The 18,370-nt window shown below is 63.8% G+C and carries 18 protein-coding genes and 2 tRNA genes; 7 read left to right on the top strand and 13 right to left on the bottom strand.

The features are described from left to right. Nucleotides 1-84 precede the first annotated feature (84 nt). The 3 genes from bamJ to ACWKV7_RS14275 all read right to left on the bottom strand — a co-directional run bounded on the left by bamJ (nt 85) and on the right by ACWKV7_RS14275 (nt 1,200). On the bottom strand, nt 85-843 hold the full coding sequence (gene bamJ / locus ACWKV7_RS14285; protein WP_483858349.1) for a BamJ family beta-barrel-assembly machinery protein: 759 nt from the start codon (nt 841-843) through the stop codon (nt 85-87). A 183-nt stretch (nt 844-1,026) separates the two neighbouring features. Next, nucleotides 1,027-1,103 (bottom strand) — tRNA-Asp (locus ACWKV7_RS14280). Nucleotides 1,104-1,124: 21 nt separating this feature from the next. Further along, nucleotides 1,125-1,200 (bottom strand) — tRNA-Val (locus ACWKV7_RS14275). Between the two features lie 160 nt (nt 1,201-1,360). On the opposite strand from ACWKV7_RS14275, the gene rdgC reads away from it, so the two are divergent. Beyond that, nucleotides 1,361-2,281 (top strand): recombination-associated protein RdgC, encoded by a 921-nt coding sequence (gene rdgC / locus ACWKV7_RS14270; protein WP_483858348.1) that lies wholly within the window; start codon nt 1,361-1,363, stop codon nt 2,279-2,281. Between the two features lie 61 nt (nt 2,282-2,342). On the opposite strand, the gene ACWKV7_RS14265 is transcribed toward rdgC, so the two are convergent. The 4 genes from ACWKV7_RS14265 to ACWKV7_RS14250 form a co-directional block, all read right to left on the bottom strand. Continuing rightward, a complete protein-coding gene (locus ACWKV7_RS14265) occupies nt 2,343-4,220 on the bottom strand; it encodes an MFS transporter (RefSeq protein ID WP_483858347.1) in 1,878 nt (625 codons plus the stop codon). Between the two features lie 120 nt (nt 4,221-4,340). Next, nucleotides 4,341-4,670, bottom strand: coding sequence for an AzlD domain-containing protein (locus ACWKV7_RS14260; protein ID WP_483858346.1), 330 nt, complete (start codon nt 4,668-4,670; stop codon nt 4,341-4,343). Further along, nucleotides 4,670-5,383 (bottom strand): AzlC family ABC transporter permease, encoded by a 714-nt coding sequence (locus tag ACWKV7_RS14255; protein WP_483858345.1) that lies wholly within the window; start codon nt 5,381-5,383, stop codon nt 4,670-4,672. The genes ACWKV7_RS14260 and ACWKV7_RS14255 overlap by 1 nt, the downstream gene beginning before the upstream one ends. Before the next feature lie 258 nt (nt 5,384-5,641). After that, a complete protein-coding gene (locus tag ACWKV7_RS14250) occupies nt 5,642-5,962 on the bottom strand; it encodes a 3-phosphoglycerate kinase (protein WP_483858344.1) in 321 nt (106 codons plus the stop codon). Nucleotides 5,963-6,049: 87 nt separating this feature from the next. On the opposite strand from ACWKV7_RS14250, the gene ACWKV7_RS14245 reads away from it, so the two are divergent. The 6 genes from ACWKV7_RS14245 to ACWKV7_RS14215 all read left to right on the top strand — a co-directional run bounded on the left by ACWKV7_RS14245 (nt 6,050) and on the right by ACWKV7_RS14215 (nt 13,065). Then, complete coding sequence (locus tag ACWKV7_RS14245) at nt 6,050-6,976, top strand: PA3225 family LysR-type transcriptional regulator (RefSeq protein ID WP_483858343.1); 927 nt, start codon at nt 6,050-6,052, stop codon at nt 6,974-6,976. An 87-nt stretch (nt 6,977-7,063) separates the two neighbouring features. Next, nucleotides 7,064-9,079, top strand: a complete 2,016-nt coding sequence (locus tag ACWKV7_RS23740; RefSeq protein ID WP_487249214.1) for a methyl-accepting chemotaxis protein — start codon at nt 7,064-7,066, stop codon at nt 9,077-9,079. Between the two features lie 18 nt (nt 9,080-9,097). Next, on the top strand, nt 9,098-9,904 hold the full coding sequence (locus tag ACWKV7_RS14230) for an alpha/beta fold hydrolase (RefSeq protein WP_483858342.1): 807 nt from the start codon (nt 9,098-9,100) through the stop codon (nt 9,902-9,904). Then, a complete protein-coding gene (locus ACWKV7_RS14225) occupies nt 9,898-10,470 on the top strand; it encodes a peptidylprolyl isomerase (protein WP_483858341.1) in 573 nt (190 codons plus the stop codon). Before ACWKV7_RS14230 ends, ACWKV7_RS14225 begins: the two co-directional genes overlap by 7 nt. 56 nt (nt 10,471-10,526) lie before the next feature. Continuing rightward, nucleotides 10,527-12,359, top strand: a complete 1,833-nt coding sequence (locus tag ACWKV7_RS14220; protein ID WP_483858340.1) for an ABC transporter ATP-binding protein — start codon at nt 10,527-10,529, stop codon at nt 12,357-12,359. 154 nt (nt 12,360-12,513) lie between these two features. Beyond that, nucleotides 12,514-13,065, top strand: coding sequence for a hypothetical protein (locus tag ACWKV7_RS14215; RefSeq protein WP_483858339.1), 552 nt, complete (start codon nt 12,514-12,516; stop codon nt 13,063-13,065). On the opposite strand, the gene ACWKV7_RS14210 is transcribed toward ACWKV7_RS14215, so the two are convergent. The 6 genes from ACWKV7_RS14210 to ACWKV7_RS14185 form a co-directional block, all read right to left on the bottom strand. Next, the gene (locus ACWKV7_RS14210; RefSeq protein ID WP_483858338.1) at nt 13,053-14,219 is read right to left on the bottom strand and encodes a GNAT family N-acetyltransferase; all 1,167 of its coding nucleotides are present in this window, start codon (nt 14,217-14,219) and stop codon (nt 13,053-13,055) included. The genes ACWKV7_RS14215 and ACWKV7_RS14210 overlap by 13 nt on opposite strands. An 81-nt stretch (nt 14,220-14,300) precedes the next feature. Next, on the bottom strand, nt 14,301-15,632 hold the full coding sequence (locus tag ACWKV7_RS14205) for an OprO/OprP family phosphate-selective porin (RefSeq protein WP_483858337.1): 1,332 nt from the start codon (nt 15,630-15,632) through the stop codon (nt 14,301-14,303). Between the two features lie 190 nt (nt 15,633-15,822). Beyond that, nucleotides 15,823-16,422, bottom strand: coding sequence for an HvfX family Cu-binding RiPP maturation protein (locus ACWKV7_RS14200; protein WP_483858336.1), 600 nt, complete (start codon nt 16,420-16,422; stop codon nt 15,823-15,825). Between the two features lie 22 nt (nt 16,423-16,444). After that, complete coding sequence (locus ACWKV7_RS14195) at nt 16,445-17,167, bottom strand: HvfC family RiPP maturation protein (RefSeq protein ID WP_483858335.1); 723 nt, start codon at nt 17,165-17,167, stop codon at nt 16,445-16,447. 2 nt (nt 17,168-17,169) lie between these two features. After that, nucleotides 17,170-18,024, bottom strand: a complete 855-nt coding sequence (locus ACWKV7_RS14190) for an HvfB family MNIO-type RiPP peptide maturase (protein ID WP_483858334.1) — start codon at nt 18,022-18,024, stop codon at nt 17,170-17,172. 22 nt (nt 18,025-18,046) lie between these two features. After that, nucleotides 18,047-18,349, bottom strand: coding sequence for an HvfA family oxazolone/thioamide-modified RiPP metallophore (locus ACWKV7_RS14185; protein WP_483858333.1), 303 nt, complete (start codon nt 18,347-18,349; stop codon nt 18,047-18,049). Nucleotides 18,350-18,370: the final 21 nt, after the last annotated feature.

Below are 18,370 nucleotides of genomic sequence, written 5' to 3'. Positions count from 1 at the left end.
ACTGCCCGGTCAGTCCCTGGTTCGCTTCCGAACCGTAGAAACGACAACGCCCCGTCGAAGCGGGGCGCAGCCGGTAAACCTGTGTTACTGCTTGGGTGCGGCCTGAGCCTGCTCCTGGTTTTGCTCCGGGGCCTGCTCCTGGCTTTGTTCCTGGTTCTTGATGTCCAGCAGCTCCAGTTCGAAAACCAGCACCGAGTTGGCCGGAATCATCGGGCTCGGGCTCTGGGCACCGTAGGCCAGTTCGCTCGGCACGTACAGCTTGTACTTCTCGCCCACGTGCATCAGTTGCAAGCCTTCAACCCAACCCGGGATCACGCCGCCAACCGGCAGGTCGATCGGGCTGCCACGCTCGATGGAACTGTCGAAGACCTTGCCATCGACCAGCTTGCCCTCATAGTGCACGGTCACCACGTCGGTGGGCTTGGGCTGTGCACCATCGGCCTTCTTCAGTACTTCGTACTGCAGGCCGGATTCGGTGGTGACCACGCCTTCGCGCTTGGCGTTTTCCTCGAGGAATTTCTTGCCGGCCTTGGCATTTTCGTCGTTGATCGCGGCCATGCGCTCTTCGGCACGCTTCTGCAGGAAAGCGAAGGCCTCGATCAGCTCTTCGTCCTTCAGGCGTTGCTCTTTCTTGCCAATGGCGTCTTCGATGCCCTGGGCGACGGCCTTGGAGTCCAGGTCGTCCATGCCTTCCTGGGAGAGGCTCTTGCCCATGTTCAGGCCGATGCCGTAGGAGGCTTTCTGGGCGGGGGTCTTCAGCTCAACGCTGCTGGTCTGCGAATCGCAACCCGCCAGAACCAGGCCCACCAGGGCCATCGCCGCCGCCAATCGATGTTGTCTCATGCTTTTTCCTTGTTCGTGCGCCAGAGGGCAATCGAGTGAAGGCGCGAGCTTAGCAGGCCGCTGCGATCACTGGCTACGTGGTACGAACCAGGAAATGAGGATAAGTTCAGGAACTGAAAGGAAAAACTTGGAATTGAGGATTTGCTTGAAGCAGGAGAGAGGTAAAGCGAGGAGGAGAAAAAGTGGCGCAGCGGACGGGACTCGAACCCGCGACCCCCGGCGTGACAGGCCGGTATTCTAACCGACTGAACTACCGCTGCGCGTAACCCCAAGAGCGAGTTTGGTGGGTGATGACGGGATCGAACCGCCGACCCTCTGCTTGTAAGGCAGATGCTCTCCCAGCTGAGCTAATCACCCTTCACTCTCGAAGTGGGGCGCATTCTAGAGAGCCATCTTCCCCTTGGCAAGCCCTGAATGAAAAAAAATTTTCTGGTGCGCCAAAGGCTTAGCGCGAGGTTGGCCAATCGGGTCGGGAGGGGAATAATGCGCGCTTTGCGTTTCTGGAGATGCCCCCGCCATGTGGTTCCGCAACCTGCTCGTCTATCGCCTCACCCAGAACATTCCTTTCGACGCCGAGGCGCTGGAAACTGCGCTGGCCGCCAAGCCGGCCCGCCCCTGTGCAAGCCAGGAACTGACCACCTACGGTTTCGTCGCCCCCTTCGGCAAAGGCGGCGATGCGCCGCTGGTGCATAGCAGCCAGGGCTTCCTGCTGATCGCCGCGCGCAAGGAAGAGCGCATCCTGCCCGGCAGCGTGGTTCGCGATGCCCTGAAGGAAAAGGTCGACGAGATCGAGGCCGAGCAGATGCGCAAGGTCTACAAGAAGGAGCGCGACCAGCTCAAGGATGAAATCGTGCAGACCTTCCTGCCGCGCGCGTTCATCCGCAAGTCCGCCACCTTCGCCGCCATCGCTCCGGAGCAGGGGCTGATCCTGGTGGATGCGTCCAGCCCGAAGCGTGCCGAAGACCTGCTCTCCACCCTGCGGGAGGCCATCGGCTCGCTGCCGGTACGGCCGTTGTCGGTGAAGATCGCGCCGACCGCCACCCTCACCGACTGGCTGAAGACCCAGAAGGCCGCCGACGACTTCTATGTGCTCGACGAGTGCGAACTGCGCGATACCCATGAAGACGGCGGCGTGGTGCGTTGCAAGCGCCAGGACCTCACCGGCGAGGAAATCCAGTTGCACCTCTCGTCCGGCAAGCTGGTCACCCAGCTGTCGCTGGCCTGGCAGGACAAGCTGTCGTTCGTGCTCGACGACAAGCTGACCATCAAGCGCCTGCGTTTCGAAGACCTGCTGCAGGATCAGGCCGAACAGGACGGCGGCGACGATGCCCTCGGCCAGCAGGACGCCAGCTTCACGCTGATGATGCTGACCCTGGTGGAATTTCTCCCGCAATTGTTCGAAGCCCTCGGTGGCGAAGAAATCCCGCAAGGCATCTGATTGCGCCGGCCGTAACGAAAAAGCCCACCGATCGGTGGGCTTTTTCGTTACGGCGACCGGGTCAGCGCAGGCTGCCGCGCAACGCCACCACCTGTGCCTGCAAGGTATGCCGGTCGGCAGCCTCCGGCGCCAGGGGTTCGCCGGCCACCAGCTTGATGCGCGACCAGAAGCGCCTGAACAGCCCCTTGCCCGGATCGCGGCTGAAGAAGCTGCCCCACAGCCCCTGCAGAGCCATCGGGATCACCGGCACCGGGTTCTCGGCGAGGATGCGCTCGATCCCGGCCTTGAATTCGTTGATCTCGCCGTCGGTGGTCAGCTTGCCCTCGGGGAAGATGCACACCAGCTCGCCGTTGCGCAGGTATTCGGCGATCTTCTTGAAGGCCGCGTCGTAGATCAGCAGGTCTTCGCTGCGGCCGGCGATGGGCACGGTGCCGGCGGTGCGGAACACGAAATTCAGCACCGGCAGCTTATAGATCTTGTAGTACATGACGAAGCGCACCGGCCGGCGCACCGCCCCGCCGATCAGCAAGGCATCGACGAAGGAAACGTGATTGCAGACCAGCACGGCGGCGCCCTCGTCGGGAATCGCATCCAGCCCCTTGTGCTCGACCCGGTACATGGAATGCCCCAGCAGCCAGATCAGGAAGCGCATGCTGAACTCGGGCACGATCTTGAAGATGTAGCTGTTCACCGCGATGTTCATCAGCGAGATCACCAGGAACAGCTGCGGAATCGACAGCTTGGCGACGGTGAGGAAGAGGATCGAGGCAATCGCCGAGATGACCATGAACAGCGCATTCAGGATGTTGTTGGCGGCGATCACCCGTGCCCGCTCGTTCTCCGCCGTGCGCGACTGGATCAGCGCATACAGCGGCACGATGTAGAAACCGCCGAACAGGCCGATGCCGAAGATGTCGCCGAGCACCAGCCACGCCTGGCCATAATCCAGCAGTACCAGCCAGTCATGCGGCTGGACACCCTCCGGGAAACCGCCGGAATGCCACCAGAGCAGGATGCCGAACAGCGTCAGGCCCATGGAGCCGAAGGGCACCAGGCCGATTTCCACCTTGTGACCGGACATGCGCTCGCACAGCATGGAGCCAGCCGCGATACCCACCGAGAACACAGTGAGAATCAGCGTCACCACACTCTCGTCGCCGTACAGCAGCTCCTTGGAAAAGGCCGGAATCTGGGTCAGGTACACCGCGCCGAGAAACCAGAACCAGGAATTGCCGATCAGCGAGCGAGACACCGATGGCCGTTGCTCCGCCAGGCCCAGGCGCATGATCAGCCAGGACTGGCGGAACACGTTCCAGTCCAGTTTCAGCTCCGGCAGCGCCGCGTGAGCGCGGGGAATGGCGCGGCTGGCAAGGTAGCCCAGCACAGCCACCGTGACCACCGAACCGGCCACCAGGCTGGCATAGCCGCTGCTGGCCATCATCATCCCCGCGCCGATGGTACCGGCGAGAATTGCCAGGAAGGTGCCCATTTCCACCAGCGCATTGCCGCCGACCAGCTCTTCTTCCTTGAGGTGCTGCGGCAGGATCGAATACTTCACCGGACCGAATAGCGCCGACTGGGTGCCCATGCAGAACAGCACGGCCAACATCAGCGGCAAGCTGCCCAGCAGCACCCCCACGGCACCAACGAGCATGATGACGATTTCCGCCAGCTTGATCGCGCGGATCAGGCTGTCCTTGGCGAACTTCTCACCGAACTGGCCACCGAGAGCGGAGAACAGGAAGAACGGCAGGATGAACAGCAAGGCGCAGAGATTGACCAGCAGGCTCTTGTCCGCGCTGGAACCGAGCTTGTAGAGAATCGCCAGGATCAGCGACTGCTTGAAGATATTGTCATTGAAGGCGCCGAGCGCCTGGGTGAGGAAAAACGGCAGGAAGCGCTTCTTACCGAGCAGAGCGAACTGCGATTCTGTGGTCATGGTCCCTTGTACCTGGCAGAAGGCCGCACGCGGCCGGAAAGCTCGTGGGCGTTTTAGCCCGTTCGCAATTGGACTGCAACAGGTACGTAGAAAGCCACATCTTCGTGGAATGTCGGCCGATCAGAGCGGCAACTGCCCCAGCGCCCAGCGCATCAGGAAAAATACCAGCAGCCCGCCGCCAATGGTGGCCAGCAGGTTGCGGCTGAGGGCAGCGATGGCGATGGTGACCAGACCGGCCAGCAGATAGGCATTGTCCAGGCGCAGCGCCAGGTGCGCTCCATCGGGCATGACCATGCCGGGCACGACGATGGCAGTCAGCACCGCTACCGGCACGTAGTGCAGCGCCTGGGTCAGCCAGCCGGGAAAACGCAGCCCGGGCATGGCGAACAAGCTGTAGCGAGTGGCGAAGGTGATCGCCAGCATACCGAGGATCAACAGCCAGAGTTCCATCAGGCGCCCTCCCCCAGCAGCTCGAGACCTTGGCGTCGCTCCAGCCAGACCCCGACAACGATGCCTGCCAGCGCCGCCGCCAGCAGGCCGAGCTTGTAGGGCAATCCATGGCAAAGCAGTGCCACCGCCCCCGCCACCACTGCCGCAGCCACCTGCGGGCGGTTGCGCAGCATGGGCACGACGATACCGATGAAGGTAGCCAGCATGGCGAAGTCCAGCCCCCACCTGCCGAGGTTCGGCACTGCCTGCCCGAACACCACGCCCAGGGCGGTGAACAGCTGCCAATTGCCATACATCGCCGCCCCGGAACCGAGGAAATACCAGTGCTTGTGCGCGGAAACGTCCTGCTCGGCATAGCGCTGCTGGACTACGGCGAAGGTTTCGTCGTTGAGCCAGAAGCCCAGCGGCGCTCGCCACAGCGTCGGCAGGTGGCGGACGAAGGGTTGCAGCGTGGCGCTGTAGAGAACGTGGCGCAGGTTGACCACCAAGGTCGTCAGCAACACCACCGCCACGCCCGCACCGTCGCTGAGCAGGGTGATGGCGATGAACTGCGCCGATCCGGCGAAGACCAACAGTGACATGCCGAGGGTCTGCACAGGAGAGAGCCCGGCGCCGGCAGCCAGACTGCCGAAGATGATGGCGAAAGGAATGGCACCGAGGATCAGCGGCAGGGTGTCGCGGGCGCCATGGCAGAATTCTTGAGTGCGGGACATCGGCAAAACTCCTTGTGCAGCCAGGCTATCCGGGGCACGCGGCGCTGTCTTGAACGATCTTGCACACGCTCCGGAATCGCGCGACGCCCCGCCGGCGCACCGGACGGCAGCCAGGCAAGAATCGGCGCACGCTAGGCGAGGCTGATCTCGACTGCATGGACTCGATGGAAACTTTCACCGGGCCCTCAAGATCTATCGAATACATTGATTTATCGGAACGCGGTCACTAGCCTTGGACAAAGCGCTCCGGCGGCCGCCCTACTGCTCGACTTCGCAGGTGAGCTTGATGCGCAGGCGAATGATGCTGCGGGTGAACTTGGCCGTCAGCAGGGTGCTCTGCCCCGGCTCGATCACGGCCTTGCGGGTGCGTGGCGCTTCCGGGCCATTGCGGAAGGTGGCGGCGCAACGCGCCTTGGTCTGTCCGAGGTTGTACAGATTGATCGCCCCCAGGTTGTGGTCGATGTCCTGGGTGGTATAGGACACCTCGGTGCCGTTGAGCTGCTTCTCCACGTCGATCGGGTAGGCTGCCAGCAGCGTGGTCGGCAGCAGGGTGAACAAGACACAACTGAGTTTTTTCATCGGGTGCTCTCCATCCGGGGGGCGCCAGTTTAGGCGCTGACGCCGGCTTTGGCTAAGCCCTGTCGTCAATCGCAACAGGAGAGAGGAATGAAGGCGCCCCGTGTGACGCTGGATCAATGGCGCACCTTGCAGGCAGTGGTGGACCAGGGCGGCTTCGCCCAGGCCGCCGAGGCCCTGCACCGCTCGCAATCGTCGGTCAGCTACACCGTGGCGCGCATGCAGGAACAGCTTGGCGTGCCGCTGCTGCGCATCGAAGGCCGCAAGGCGGTGCTCACCGAAGCCGGTGCGGTGCTGCTGCGCCGCTCCCGACAGTTGCTCAAGCAAGCCGGCCAACTGGAGGAACTCGCCCATCACATGGAACAAGGCTGGGAAGCCGAGGTACGCCTGGTGGTCGATGCGGCCTACCCGAACGCCCGCCTGGTGCGTGCACTCACCGCATTCATGCCGCAGAGCCGGGGCTGCCGCGTGCGCCTGCGCGAGGAGGTCCTCTCCGGTGTCGAGGAAGTGCTCAAGGAAGGCACCGCCGACCTGGCTATCAGCGGGCTGAGCATTGCAGGCTACCTGGGCTCCGAACTGAACGCGGTGGAGTTCATTGCCGTCGCCCACCCCGAGCACGCGCTGCATCGCCTCGGTCGCGAACTGGGCTTCCAGGACCTGGAAACCCAGATGCAGGTGGTCATTCGCGACTCCGGTCGGCAACAACAGCGGGACGTCGGCTGGCTCGGCGCGGAGCAGCGCTGGACCGTGGGCAGCCTGGCCACCGCAGCCCGTTTCGTCAGCAGCGGCCTGGGTTTCGCCTGGCTGCCTCGGCACTTGATCGAGCGGGAGCTAAAGGAAGGCCAGCTCAAGCCGCTACCCTTGGACCAGGGAAGCACACGCAACCCACGCTTCTATCTGTACTCGAACAAGGACAAGCCGCTCGGGCCAGCCACGCAGATCCTCGTCGAGCTGATCAGGGATTCGGATGCCGCGCCGCTGAATGCGCCCCCGGCATCCTTCCCCATACTGGGGTAAACAGCGGTAGGACACTGCGCCCGCCGCCACGCGTGCTCGCACGGCGGTCATCGAAACCAACAGCGCCAGCCGACCGGAGCAACGACCATGCCTTTGATCCCCGTTCGCCTTTCCCAGCGCCTCAGCCTCGGCAGCCTGCTGCTGCTCCTGCTCACCGCCCTCGCCGTGTTCGCCGTGATGGCGCTGCGCGGCCAGCCGCGCGTGGTGCAGGCCAGTTCCGAACTGATCGAGCGCACCGGCAGCGCCATCGTTCGCCAACTGGCCCTGCAACTGGCAGGCATCGAGGGGCTGACCGCCAGCCTGGCACACCTGGCCGAGGTGCTGCCGAAGGATGAGGCGCTGTACCTCGCCAGCCTGCCCAACGTCATCGACAACCAGGGCGACCCGGCCATCGCCGGCGGCGGCATCTGGCCGGAGCCCAACGCCTTCGCCGAGGGCGTGGCCCGGCGCAGCTTCTTCTGGGCCCGCGCCAGCAGCGGCGCCCTGGAATATTCCGACGACTACAACAAGCCCGACGGCCCCGGCTACCACAACGATGCCTGGTATACCGGTGCGCGAAGCAGCGCGGCCGGCCGCTGCCTGTGGTCCGAGGCCTATCAGGACCCGGTGACCGGCGTGCCGATGGTGACCTGCAGCGTGCCCTACCAAGCGGGCGGACGCTTCGCCGGGGTGGCGACCATCGACTTGCGCCTGGATGACCTGGGCCAGTTCCTCGGCGAGCAAGGCGACGTCACCGGCGGCTACGCCTTCGCCCTCGACCAGGCCGGCAACGTGCTGTATTTCCCGGACGCCAGCCGGGCAGCCGACGGCAGCATGCTGGCGTTCCGCCAACTGAGCCTGGACAAGCCGTGGCTTGCTCCGGTGGCGGAAGCGGTGGCCTCGAACCTGACGCCCGGCGAGGTACGCAATGTCGACCTGAGCGAGGACGGCCGGCTGCAGCAACCCAGCCGCGTCAGCCTGTTCCGCATGCCGGACACCGGCTGGACCATCGGCCTGGTCACCCCGCTGGAACGTGTCACCGGCCTGGCTCAAGCGCTGACCTGGGAAATCCTGCTGTTCCTCCTGCCACTGCTGGCCCTGCTGCTGTTCTTCGCCTGGCTGGCCGGCCAGCGATTGATCGCCCAACTGGAAGAAACCACCGCGCAGATCGATGCCCTCGGCCAGGGCCGGGCGGGCCACGGCGACGCCCTGCACATCCAGCGCGCGGACGAGATCGGTGCCCTGCGCGGCGCGGTCAACCGCTACGCCGGACAGTTGCGCGCCATGCTGCAGAGCATCGCCAGCGAGGCCAAGCACTTGCAGAGCGAAGCGACCCAACTGGCCAGGCTCAGCCACACCCTGGCCGACCGCGCCGAACAGCAGCGCCAGGAAAATACCCAGTTGGCTGCCGCCATCACCGAAATGTCGTCCAGCGCACAGGAAGTGGCGAGCAATACCAACGATTGCGCGCATACCGCCCAGAATTCGCTGGGCGTGGTCCGCGAGGGGCAGCACAAGGTGTCCGCCAACAGCCAGTCGATCCAGGCGCTGTCGGCGGAAATGGCCGGTGCGGTGCAGGTCATCAACCGCCTGGAGCAGGACAGCCAGCAGGTCGGTGCCGTGCTCGATGTGATCAAGGCGATCTCCGAACAGACCAACCTGCTCGCTCTCAACGCCGCCATCGAGGCGGCGCGGGCCGGCGAACAGGGCCGCGGATTCGCCGTGGTGGCCGACGAGGTGCGCACCCTGGCTGGCAAGACCCAGGCCTCGGCCAACGAAATCAGCGGCATGATCAGCAACCTGCAGCAGGCCTCGCGCCAGGCGGTCGACGCCATGCAGGCCGGCGAGGCACGTACCGAGCATGCGGTGGGCGAGGCCGAGGGCGCCGCCGACGCGCTCTCCAGCAGCGTGCACAGCTTCGAGGACATCTCCCAGCGCGCCCAGCAGATTGCCGTCGCCGCCCAGCAGCAAAGCCACGTCACCCAGGAAATCAACGAACTGGCGGTTCGCATTCACGCCATCAGCGAGGATAATGCCCGCGATGCCCAGGCCCTGAGCCAGGTCAGCGAGGCGATGGAGGCACTCTCCGGGCGCCTGGCCTCCCTCAGTCAGGGCCAGTCATAACGTGTACAGGGAACTTGCATGTCCTACTTCAGCCACCATGGCTGCCAACTGCACTACGAGGAATACGGCCACGGCGCACCCTTGCTGCTGATACACGGCCTGGGCTCGAGCACCCGCGACTGGGAATACCAGATCCCCACGCTCGCCGCGCACTACCGGGTCGTCGCCCTCGACGTGCGCGGCCACGGTCGCTCCGACAAACCCCGCGAACGCTACAGCATCGAAGGCTTCGCCCGCGACGTGGCGGCGCTGGTCGAGCACCTGCAGCTGGCCCCGGCGCACCTCGTGGGCATATCCATGGGCGGCATGATCGGCTTCCAGCTGGCGGTCGACCGTCCGGAGCTGCTCAAGAGCCTGACCATCGTCAACAGCGGCCCGGAGGTAAAGGCCAGGACGCCCGCCGACTACTGGCAGGTGGCCAAGCGCTGGACACTGTCGCGCCTGCTCAGCCTGGACACCATCGCCAAGGGCCTCGGCCACCTATTGTTCCCCAGGCCGGAGCAGGCCGAGCTGCGCCGCAAGATCGAGCAACGCTGGCCGGAGAACGACAAGCGCGCCTATCTCGCCTCGCTGGACGCCATCATCGGCTGGGGCGTGAGGGAACGATTGGCGAAGATCGCCTGTCCTACGCTGGTTGTCACCGGCGACCGCGATTACACCCCGGTTTCCGTCAAGGAAACCTACGTAAAAGAGCTGCCCAACGCACGACTGGCCGTGGTGAAGGATTCCCGCCACGCCACGCCGATGGACCAGCCGGAACACTTCAACGCCATCCTGCTCAACTTCCTCGACGAACTCGAACCAAGGACTGCCAAGACATGCTGAAGAAACTTGCCGCCGCTGCCTGCGCCCTGCTGTTTGCCGCCAACCTGACCGCCGCCGAAAAGGCCGCCATCCAACAGCCGCCCCATGTGCTGCTGACCACCAGCCTCGGCGAGATCGAGATCGAACTGGCGGACCAGAAAGCGCCGATCAGCACCCAGAACTTCCTCGCCTACGTGGACAGCGGCTTCTACAACGGCACCCAGTTCCACCGGGTGATCCCCGGCTTCATGATCCAGGGCGGCGGCTTCGATGCCGACATGAACCAGAAGGACACCCGCGCGCCGATCAAGAACGAAGCCGACAACGGCCTGCACAACGTGCGCGGCACCCTGGCCATGGCCCGGACCCAGGCGAAGGATTCGGCCACCAGCCAGTTCTTCATCAACCACAAGGACAACGCTTTCCTCGACCACGGCGAGCGCGACTTCGGCTATGCCGTGTTCGGCAAGGTAGTGCGCGGCATGGACGTGGTCGACCAGATCGCCCAGGTGCCCACCGGCAACCGCGGCATGTACCAGAACGTGCCACGCGAACCGGTGCTGATCATCGAGGCCAAGCGCTTGTAACCCCACCCGGCGCGGGCAGGGACTGACCCGCGCCACTCCATAGGCAGTAGGCCGTAATGTTGTTCCGTCTTTTCGAATCTTTGATCGACCCCTTCAAACCCGCCCCCGACGCTGCCCCGCCCACCGGCATCCTGCGCTTCTACAGCCACTACATTCGCCAGGCCTGGCCGATGTTCGTCGTGCTGTTGCTGGTGGGGCTGTTCGCCGCGCTGATCGAAGTGGCGCTGTTCGAGTTCCTCGGCCGTATCGTCGACATGGTCAACGCCACCCCCGCCGCCGAACTCTTCGACCGCCACGGCGGCGAACTGCTGTGGATGGCCGCCGTCGCCCTGTTGCTGCGGCCGCTGGTGTTCGGCTTGCATGACCTGCTGGTGCACCAGGCCATCGCGCCGAACCTGACCAACCTGGTGCGCTGGCAAAACCATCGCTACGTGCTCAAGCAAAGCCTCGGCTTCTTCCAGAACGATTTCGCCGGGCGCATCGCCAACCGCATCATGCAGACCGGCCCGTCGCTGCGCGAATCCACGGTGCAGGTGGTCGATGCGCTGTGGCACGTAGTGGTCTACGCCGGCAGCGCGATCTACCTGTTCGCCGAGGCCGACCCGCGCCTGACCCTGCCGCTGCTGGCCTGGATCGTCGCCTACATAGGTGCGCTCTGCTACTTCGTGCCGCGGATCAAGCAGCGCTCGGCGGATGCCTCGGCGGCGCGTTCCAAGGTGATGGGGCGGGTGGTCGACGGCTACACCAATGTCATGACCCTGAAGCTGTTCGCCCACACTGCCCATGAAGAAAGCTATGCCCGCGAGGCGATGACCGAGCTGCTCGGCAAGGTGCGCGCCATCACCCGCACCATCAGTGCCATGGACATCGCCATCACCTGCATGAACGGCGTGCTGATCGCCGGCACCAGCGGCCTGGCGCTGTGGCTGTGGAGCGAGGGACTGATCAGCGTCGGCGCCATTGCCCTGGCCACCGGCCTGGTGATCCGCATCAACGGCATGTCCGAGTGGATCATGTGGGTGGTCAACGGCATCTTCGAGAACGTCGGCACGGTGCAGGACGGCATGCAGACCATCGTCCAGCCGCGCCTGGTGCAGGACCAGGCGGATGCCGTGCCGATCCGGGTCGACCAGGGCGACGTGCGCTTCGACAACGTGCACTTCCACTACGGCAAGCCGGAAGCGGTGTTCGCCGGGCTCGACCTGCGTGTGCGACCCGGCGAAAAAATCGGTCTGGTCGGCCCCTCCGGCGCCGGCAAGTCGACCCTGGTCAACCTGCTGCTGCGCCTCTACGACCTCGAGGGCGGGCGCATCCTCATCGACGGCCAGGACATCGCCCAGGTGACCCAGGAGAGCCTGCGCGAACAGATCGGCGTGGTCACCCAGGACACGTCCCTGCTGCACCGCTCGATCCGCGACAACCTGCGCTACGGCAAGCCCGATGCCAGCGATGAAGAGCTGCTGGAGGCGCTGCGCAAGGCGCGCGCCGCCGAGTTCATGGACCAGTTGTGCGACGCCCAGGGCCGCCGCGGCCTCGACGCCCACGTCGGCGAGCGCGGGGTGAAACTCTCCGGCGGCCAGCGCCAGCGTATCGCCGTAGCCCGCGTGCTGCTCAAGGACGCGCCGATCCTGATCCTCGACGAAGCCACCTCGGCACTGGACTCGGAAGTGGAAGCGGCGATCCAGGAAAACCTGGAAACCCTGATGCGCGGCAAGACGGTGATCGCCATCGCCCATCGCCTCTCCACCATCGCCCGCATGGATCGCCTGGTGGTGCTGGACCAGGGCCGCATCGTCGAAACCGGCAGCCATGCCGAACTGATCGAGCGCGACGGGCTCTATGCACGGTTGTGGCAGCACCAGACGGGCGGGTTCGTCGGGGTGGATTAGCCCGCAGCCGGGGCCCTCGCAACCCTCTCCAGGGCAGGCAAGGACGCCGGCTGGCGCAGGGTCCGGCCCCGTCACCGTTTCCACACGAATCCGTCATCAACCCGTCATGGCACTCCGGCAGATTCTCAGCCCAATCCTAGGGAGGAGTATCACCGTGCCACTGAATATTCTGCTCAAACCCGCCGCACTCGCCTTGCTGGTTGCATCACTGGGCGCATGCAGTACGCAACCCCCGGCCCCCTCGCAGACCGCGGCGCTGAACAACGAGGACTGGTACCAGGTTCGCACCGAGAACGAGCTCTACCTGTTCGACGACTATCAGGTGTTTCGAGACTTTCTCAGTACCGGCAAGGCACCTTATCTGAAAGACCTGAACCAGAAGGACAGCGCTGGCCAGTCGATCATCCTGGCGCTACGCGCGGAGGATCAGGGCAAGGACCTCAACAAGATCGCCGCCTACCAGTTCCTCAATGTCAGCCTGCCGCCAGCCCATCCGTTCTACGGCGAGATTCGCCAGAACGGCATCATCTATGTGTTCCAGCGCTACGGTGAAATGCTGGATGCGAACAAGCTAGGGGAGCCGATTTTCCGCCATATCGAGCTTGGCTCCGGCCCTGCAGGCGAGCGGGTGGTGTACTCGCTGGCAAAAGAAGAGAAGAAGCCGGTCCAGCTGATCGAAAAATTCCAGGCTCACTACAAGAAATAAGTGTCTTCCCCGCCTTTGCCTGACGCCTCGGCGTCAGGCTTTTCATCTCTCCGGTAGGGCAACAGCCCCCGCGCCTGCTCCGCGTATGCGGTCACACCGACCCGTTCCTCGGTCAGGAAATCCGCCACCGCATCACGTAGTCCTGGGTGTTTCAGGTAATGCCAGGATCGTGTGAGCACGGGCTCGAAGCCACGGATCAATTTATGCTCGCCTTGGGCGCCGGCGTCGAAGCGCCGCAATCGGTGCTCGATGGCGTACTCCAGCCCCTGGTAAAAACAGGTTTCGAAGTGCAAGCGGTCAAATTCCGCCACGCAGCCCCAATAGCGGCCATACAGACAATCGTCCCCCTGCAAGCTGAACGCCATGGCGACCGGGCGCGTAGCCTGACGAGCCAGGACAACCCGTATGGCTTGAGGCATGCGTTCGGCCAGCAGGCTGAAGAACGACCGCGTCAGGTAGGGAGCCTGGCCTCGAATGTAGTAAGTGTTGGCATAGCAGTTGTAAACGAAGTCCCATTCCACTTCGCTGAGCTGATGACCTTCACGCCAGTCAAAATCGATACCTTGCCTTGATACCTGCTCGCGCTCCTTGCGCAGTTGCTTGCGCTTGCGCGAGCTAAGGGCGTCGAGAAAGTCCTGGAAATCGCGATAGCCGCGATTCTGCCAATGAAACTGGCAACCGAGTCGTTCCTGCCACCCGCTGCGCCCCCGCAGCAGCGCATCCGACGCAGGATCGGTGAAGTTTATGTGCAGGCCCGAATAGCGGCTGTCCTCCAGTCCTTGCTCCAATGACACAAGCAACTCCGTGGCCTGCCCCAATAGGCGGGGTCCGCTCACGGGGGTGAAAGGAACCGCGCACAGCAACTTGGGATAGTATCGAATACCCGCACGCTGGCAGGCCTCCGCCCAACCCCAGTCGAAGACGTACTCGCCGTAGGAATGAGCTTTCTCATACAACGGCACCGCAGCCAGCAACTCCCCCTTTGCTCCGAGCAACGCCCGATGCGCCGGCCGCCAACCGCTCTGCCCGCCGATACTGCCGCTATCCTCCAGACTGGAAAGGAATCCATGGGCAAGGAAGGGTTGCCCCGCAGGCAACAGGGCATCCCAGGAAGCAGGAGCGAGATCGGCGAGGCGCAACGTGACGATAGGCATGGCTGCAGTCTGTCCCGTCAGGCAAACAAAAAAAAGCCCCGCAGAGCGGGGCTTCCAATCAAACAGCAGCGTCGTTACGACTTAGAACACGTACTGAGCGCGCAGGGAGATGGCCTTGCCATCGTCGTCATCATTGCCGGCAGCGAAGCGGCCGTTCTGCAGACGCACGGTATCGTCATCCGACTTGGTCATCAGGTAGTTGGCGGACAGCTTGACCGCCTCGTTGACGTACCAGTTCACACCGAGGGTATGCACCTTGGCTTCGCTCTCGTCGATCGCCAGGCCACCGACGGTAGCCATGACATCGTCATCCTCGACGCTCAGGTTGTCGTAGCGATAGAACACTTCCCAGGCACCGTTGACCTTATCCTTCGGCTTGATGGCGTCGAACTTGGCGCCGTCCAGCTTGTAGATGCGCGACTCGCCGGTCAGCGTGTAAGCCAGTTGCACGTTATAGCCGGTGGCTTCGCGATCGCCGTTGCCGTTATAGCCGCTCAGGTCGCGCTTGAGGTATTCGCTCTGCACGGAGAACGGGCCCTGCATGTAGGCGAATTCCAGGCCCAGGACCTTGTCGTCTTCGAACCCGGCGGCATCGTTCGGTGCCAGGGACAGAGCGGCGGAGTTGGTGTTGCCTTCGGTCACGCCCCGCACGCCCAGTCGCGAGGTGATGCTGCCGCCGAAGCGAGTACCATCGCCCTCATTGCCGTAGCTGCGAGTAGCGTAGTCAAGGCCGAAATGCAGCACCTGCGTTTCGCTGACGATCGGTGCGAACACGCCGCGCAGGAAGTAGCTGTTGACGTCCTTGCCATCTTCGTCTTCCAGATAAACACCGGAGTCCTGCTGTTGCAGGCTGGCAGAACCGTAGAACATGCCAGCGGCGGTGCCGTTCACCTGGATGCCCATGCCAGTCTCATGATCGGTGGTCCAGGAGGCTAGATCCAGCACTGCCGAACGCTCGATGGCGGTAACCCACTTGGAGCTGGTGGCTTTTTCCAGGCTGAAATCCGGGTCGAAACGACCGATGCGGACGTTGACTGGAGCGAAGCCGGTGTAGGTGATGGTCGCTTCGTCGAACTTGTTGCTACCGCTGCGGTTGTCACCGAAGTCGATGTTCATCTGGTAGCGCCAATCCTGATAGTTGCCACCGATTTCCAGTTGGGCGCGACGGAAATAGGCCTCGTTGCTGCTTTCGTTGTTGCTGGTATAGAAGCCATCGAAGGAGTCGAAATCAGCCTGCAGACGTCCGCCCAACTTGAAACCAAAAGACTTATCGGTGGTTGCGACTTCCAAGCCACCCTTGGTTTTGATAACGAGGTCTGCGCCGTCGGTGGTGACGGTGCCAGCGAAAGCCTGGGCGGAAACGGCCAGGGCCAGGGCGCTGGCGGCGAAACCGGCGAAGTGCTTACGGATCATCGATGGATTCCCCTTGATGTTTGCGTTGGAAAACACGCGGATAGGCCCGCTTGTGTTGGGGGGAATCTTGGCGAGGGGTTATTTCAGATCAGTTGTGTTTAGATAAAAGTTTGATGACAGAGGAACTTTTAATTCCTTGACCGCATAAAGAGCGAAGCGGCGGGCCAGGGCTCGACGCTTCGCCCGCGACTCAATGGGAACGACGAAATGCCCAGGCCAGCCAATGATCGAGGCTCAGCCAGCGGCCGGCGCCGATGAAAAACAGCGTCAGCAGCATGACGAAATAGGTGGCGGCGAACTCGATGCCGTTGTTCAGCACGACGAACTTGCCGCTGCCGGTCAGCCAGCCGTAGTTACCGTGCTCCTTGAGGATCGAACGGGCTCGCCCGAGCTTTTCCACCGAGGCCATGACCCGCTCGTTGGCGAAGGGTGCGGAGGCGTCGGCAATGGCCTGCCAGCCGAACTCCCAGTGCACGCTGAAGATCGCCACCAGCATGGTGACCATCAAGGGGATGCTGATCCAGCGCACCGCGAAGCCGAACAGCAGCAGCATGGCCCCCGCGGTTTCCGTCAGCGCCGCGGCCCAGGCCAGCAGCGCGGGAAACGGCAGGCCGAGTCCCCAGTCCGGGTTGCCGAACCAGGCGATGACCGCATCCATGTCGGCCAGCTTGTGGGTGCCGGCCATCCAGAAGATCGGCACCAGATAAAGGCGCAGCAGCAGCGGCGCGATGAAATCCAGGCGACGCGAAACATCCAGGGCGTCCTGGACGCGGTTGAGCAGGGTCAACATGGGAACTCTCCAGTGAAAATATTCAGGTCAAGACAATGTCAGGGCGCGGAGGGAACCAGATGGCCCGACGCTGCCAGTCGTCCAGCAACGCCTGGGCCTGGCGTAGATAGCCGGCATCGACAGTCAGGCCGCTTTCCGTGGCAAGCTGCCGCACGGCTTCGCCACAGGACTCGCCGGCCTGCAGGCGCAGCGCCAGGCGATAGGCGAACGGCGAAACCTGCATGAAGCGCACCTTGTCATCGCGGTCGCGCCAGACCAGCAGGCAAGTGGGTTCGTCCGGCTGGACCGCGGGTCGCCAATCGGGGCCGATCCGCTGCACCGGCCACGCGTACGCCAGCGGCCAGGCCAGCGGCGACCAGCTGCCGGCGGGCCTGGGCAATTCCGCCTCGGCCACATCCAATGCCAGCTCGACCCATTCGTAGTGAGCCAGTTCGAGCATGAACGGCGGATCGCCCTCCTCGGCCTGGTGACCGTGCTGCAACCAGGCCAGAAATTCCTGGGCGATCTCCAGGAAATACGGCGTGGCGCAGCGATGGTTCGACAGGAAGGCCCGTACCAGGCGATTCCAGCGAGCGTCGTCGAACAGCCGACGCAACACCGGAAAGCCGCCCGACAGGAAGCCCTCGATGTTGTTGAAAAACAGCTGCTCGTAGATCGCCATGCGCTCGGCCGGAATACCGGGTAGCCGCTCATGGTGCTCGGGAGCACGAATGCGTGCGGCAAAGGCACGCTGGTCGGCGCGCATGCTCACGTCCCGTACCCCTGCAACGCGTCGGTAGCGCTTTGCATCTGGCGGATCAGCGCCACCTCCGCATACAGCTCCTCGATCGGCGGGAAATTGAAGTCCCGCTCCAGCAAGGTCGGCCGCACCCCATGGACCGCATAGGCATGCTCCAGCAGCGACCAGACCGGATCGGTCACCGCCGCACCATGGGTGTCGATTTTCAACTGCGCGGTTTCGTCGTAGTGACCGGCCACATGCAAGTAGGCGATGCGCTCGCCTGGCATCGCGTCGATATGGGCGAAGGGGTCGAACTCGAAGTTGATGCTGTTGACGTAGACGTTGTTGACGTCCAGCAGCAACCGGCAATCGGCGGCCTCCAGAACGGCGCGGACGAACGCCGGCTCCTCGATCTCGCCGGGCAGACGGGCATAGGCCGATACATTCTCGATGATCAACGGCCGTTCCAGCACGTCCTGTACGATGCGCACCCGCTCGGCGACACGCCGCACCGACTCGTCGCTGAACGGCAGGGGCATCAGGTCATACAGCTGGCCGTCGTCGGCGCAGGCGGACAGATGCTCGCTGTAGCCTTGAATGCCGTGCAGATCGAGGAACGCCTTGATCGCCTGGAGCAACTCCAGATCCAGCGGCGCGAAACCGCCCAGGTTGAGGGACAGGCCATGGCAGAGAAACGGCAGGCGCTCGGTCAGGCGCCGCAATTGCTTGCCCAGCCGACCGCCGACGCCGATCCAGTTCTCCGGCGCGACTTCGAGGAAATCCACCCTTCCTGCGGCGCTCTCGTCGAGCGCGGCGAGCAGGCCGCGGCGCAGGCCAAGGCCCGCCCCACTGACACCCAGGTTGCCGGAAACACGCTGCATGCCCTGCCCTCCCTTAACCGGCTTACTCGGTTTTCTCGGCGCCGCACTTGCCCTCGCCGCACTTGCCTTCGGCACGGGCGGTCTTGGCCGAGGCTTCGCCACCGCATTTGCCTTCGGCGTTCTTGCCGTGGGATTCGGCCTTCACCTCACCGCCACACTTGCCCTCGCCGCAGGAACCTTCCTGGGTCTTCTCCGCTGCCGCCAGGTTGTAGCCGCTGGACAGCTCCTGGGCAGCAAACGGGTTCTGCGCAGCCTGCACGGAAAAAGCACTGGCGCTCAACAAGGCGGCACCCAGGGTGGCAACGAGGGGGTTAATCGATTTCATGCGAATCTCCATCTGTGGTTA

Source organism: Zestomonas ipomoeae, from assembly GCF_057128665.1.
Note: the sequence above shows the minus strand (reverse complement) of the source record. Positions and strands in the feature narration are given on the sequence as shown.